This window comes from uncultured Sphingomonas sp., from assembly GCF_964244235.1.
GTDB lineage: Bacteria > Pseudomonadota > Alphaproteobacteria > Sphingomonadales > Sphingomonadaceae > Sphingomonas.
This window is the reverse complement of record NZ_CAXTII010000138.1, coordinates 1-3,282: the sequence shown is the minus strand read 5'-3', so window position 1 is coordinate 3,282 and position 3,282 is coordinate 1. Positions and strand designations below refer to the sequence as shown.

The window sequence follows — 3,282 nt, the reverse complement described above, 5'->3', positions numbered from 1 at the left end:
GACGGCGTGATCTACCTCGGCGGCACTTCCCTGGGCGCCCTGCCCCGCCGAACGGCCGCGCGGGTCGCCGACACCGTCACCCGCGAATGGGGCGAGGGGCTGATCCGCAGCTGGAATGACGCTGGCTGGATCGACGCGCCCGCCAGGATCGGCGCGAAGATCGCACGGCTGGTCGGCGCAGCGGCGGACGAGGTGATCGTCACCGACACCGTGTCGGTCAACGTCTTCAAGCTCGCCGCCGCGGCGCTTGCGCTGCGCCCCGGACGGCGCGTGATCGTCACCGAGGCGGGCAACTTCCCGACCGACGTCTATGTCCTTCAGGGGCTCGCCGCGCTGACCGGGGTCGAGCTGCGCGTCGTGGCGCCCGACGCGATCGCCGCCGCGCTCGACGAGACGGTCGCGCTGCTCCTCCTGACGCAGACGCATTACCGCAGCGGCGCGGTGCACGACATGGCCGCGCTGACCGCGGCGGCGCACGCGGCCGGCGCGCTCGCGTGCTGGGATCTCAGCCACAGCACCGGGGCGATCGTCGTCGATCTCGACGGCGCGAACGCCGATATGGCGGTTGGCTGCGGCTACAAATTCCTCAACGGCGGCCCGGGCGCGCCGGCATTCGTCCATGTCGCGCGCCGCCACCACGCCGGCTTGCGCCAGCCGCTGACCGGCTGGTTCGGCCACGCCGCGCCGTTCGCCTTCGAAGGCGACTATCGCCCCGACCCCGGCATCGGGCAAATGCTGTCGGGTACCCCCGGCATGCTCGGCATGGCCGCATTTGGCGCCGGCGTCGCGACCTTCGATGGGGTCGACATGGCGGCGGCGGCGGCGAAGTCGCGCGCGCTCGGTGACCTGCTGATCGACCTCGTCGAACAGCGCTGCCCCGACATCGGCATCGCCTCCCCGCGCGAGCGGCGCGGGGCGCATGTCAGCCTGCGCCACCCCGACGCCTACGCGATCTGCCAGGCGCTGATCGCCCGCGGCGTCATCGGCGACTTCCGCCCGCCCGACGTCCTCCGCCTCGGCCTGCCCGCGCTGTACGTCCGCTTTGCCGACGTCTGGGACGCGGTCGAATATCTGACGCGGGTCCTGGCGAGCGGGGAGTGGCGCGAGGAACGGTTCGCGGTGCGGCGGGCGGTGACGTAGGGTCGGCGTCAAGGACGATGTCCGAGGCCGGCCGAACTTAGAAAACGGCGGTGTCCAAATGACCCGCATGTTTCGCGCGGCGATCGTGCATCGCCGCATCGAATTCTTCCATGTAGGCCCGCCAACAGCCGCGGCCGTCACGCTTCGCCTGATAAAGCGCCACATCTGCTCGGCGCAGCATCTCGGCCTGGTCGGCGAGCCCGCAGCCGGGCAGCACGACACCGATCGAGGCACCGATCCGGACATCGTTACCCAAGGGCATCGATAGCTGCGCGGCCTCCTCGATGATCCGGGCACAGACCGCCCCGACGACCGAATTGTCGGACAATTCAGTCAGCAGGATGGCGAATTCGTCACCGCCGATTCGGGCGACAGTGTCGCTTGATCGCGTGATGTACGACAACCGATCGACAAAACCGCGAATAAGAGCGTCGCCGGTCGCATGCCCGTAATTGTCGTTCACTGCTTTGAAATTATCCAGATCGATGAATAACAGCGCGTTTTTGCCTGGATTTCTTGATACCGCTCGTTCGATCCGCTCCCAGAACAAGATGCGGTTCGGCAGGCCGGTGAGCGCGTCGTGGAGCGCCAGGTGTCGGCTGCGCGCTTCGGCCTCGCGGTAGGCGGTGACGTCGGTCATCACCGCAATGAGATGCGCGACCCCGCCGATGGTTATCCGCTGTTTGCGCGTGATCAGATAGCGCACCGATCCGCGGGCATCGGTCAGGCGTTCTTCGCGTTCGTCGATGGCCCCGCTCGCGAAAACCCGGTCGTCGGCATCGTGAAAAACCCGAGTCTCGGCCGGCGCGAACAGATTTTCCGCATGCTCGACAGTCAACAATTCACGCGACTGCTGGAAAAGTTCACAGGCGTGGTCGTTGACCAGGACGATGCGGTGATCGTCGTTCTTGACGATCACCGGGCTCGGCATGAGCTCGATGAAGGCCTGCAGATCGGTCATTTCGCCCGACAGCATCATGCTCGTCTTTCACTCGTTCGAACGCCAAATGACAATTTGAAGGTACGTTTTAGCACTGTTCTTGATGCAAATATTTGATGGAGCTGACGGCTAAGCTTAACACGTAACGGTCAAAATCGATGCGCCTTGATGGCAGGTAAGCTTCGCGCGGCGATCGGTTTTGCAAAAATCGCCGAACGATCTTGCGGCCGCGCCCCGACCGCCCAATCTCATAACCTCAACCGGCGGGGGCCAGCATGCACAATCCGACGCTCGTTGCGGTCGCCGTCGTGGCGGCGCTCGGTTTCTTTGCCACGCCGGCGCTGATCGCGTTCGCGCGGCGGCATCCCGAGCGTCGGACCATCCTCCGCCTGTCGGTGTTCGCGCTGTTCTCGTTTGTCCTATGGGCGGCCCTGCTGACCTGGGCGGTGTCGGACAAGCGCGACGACGGGGTGATCGCGCGCTATGTCGCCCGGCTGCGGCAGACGAAGCTGCTGCCGCTCATCGTCGGCGGACTGGTCGTCGTCGGCGCGGTCGGCAGCGCGGTTACCCTGCTTCGCTGATTGCCAGCACGATCTTGCCAACATGGTCCCCCGCCTCCATCCGGCGATGCGCGTCCGCCGCGTCGGCGAGCGCGAAGGTCCGGTCGCTGACCGCGCGGAGTTTGCCGCTCGCGAACAGCGGCCAGACCTCGCGCTCCAGCGCCTCGGCAATCGCGGTCTTGAATGCGACCGGACGCGGCCGGAGCATCGAGCCGCTCAGCGTCAGGCGGCGGCGCATGACGAGGCCGAAATTGACCTCCGCCGTCGCCCCGCGCTGGAGCGCGATCGAGACGTGGCGGCCGTCGTCGCCGAGGCACATCAGGTTGCGCGGAATATAGTCGCCGCCGACCATGTCGAGGACGACGTCGACCCCCTTGCCGCCGGTGATCCCGGCGACCTTGTCGACGAAGTCGCCCGCCTTGTAGTCGATCGCATGGTCGGCACCGAGGCCGCGCGTGGCGGCGCACTTGTCGGGCGACCCGGCGGTGACGATGACCTTCAGGCCGCGCGCCTTCGCCAGGAGGATTGCGGTCGTGCCGATGCCGCCGGTGCCGCCGTGGATCAGGACGGTCTCGCTCGCGACGGCGGGACCGCGCTCGAACAGGTTCGACCAGACGGTGGAATACGGTGCGGGCAGTCCGG

At 67.1% G+C, this 3,282-nt stretch carries 4 protein-coding genes; 2 read left to right on the top strand and 2 right to left on the bottom strand.

All coding sequences use genetic code 11. The features are described from left to right. Positions 1 to 1,140: kynureninase (kynU, locus tag ACFE7D_RS14225; RefSeq protein ID WP_375396066.1), on the top strand; the 1,140-nt coding region annotated here is incomplete at its 5' end. Positions 1,141 to 1,177: 37 nt separating this feature from the next. Here the strand turns inward: kynU and ACFE7D_RS14220 are convergent. Next, positions 1,178 to 2,101 carry a diguanylate cyclase domain-containing protein gene (locus ACFE7D_RS14220; protein ID WP_375396065.1) on the bottom strand — a complete coding sequence of 308 codons (924 nt, stop codon included), beginning with the start codon at positions 2,099 to 2,101 and terminating at the stop codon, positions 1,178 to 1,180. 254 nt (positions 2,102 to 2,355) lie between these two features. Here ACFE7D_RS14220 and ACFE7D_RS14215 point away from each other — a divergent pair, with 254 nt between their 5' ends. Beyond that, the gene (locus tag ACFE7D_RS14215) at positions 2,356 to 2,661 is read left to right on the top strand and encodes a superinfection immunity protein (protein ID WP_375396064.1); all 306 of its coding nucleotides are present in this window, start codon (positions 2,356 to 2,358) and stop codon (positions 2,659 to 2,661) included. Here the strand turns inward: ACFE7D_RS14215 and ACFE7D_RS14210 are convergent. Beyond that, on the bottom strand, positions 2,645 to 3,282 hold a 638-nt coding region (locus ACFE7D_RS14210), incomplete at its 5' end, for a zinc-binding dehydrogenase (RefSeq protein WP_375396063.1). The genes ACFE7D_RS14215 and ACFE7D_RS14210 overlap by 17 nt on opposite strands.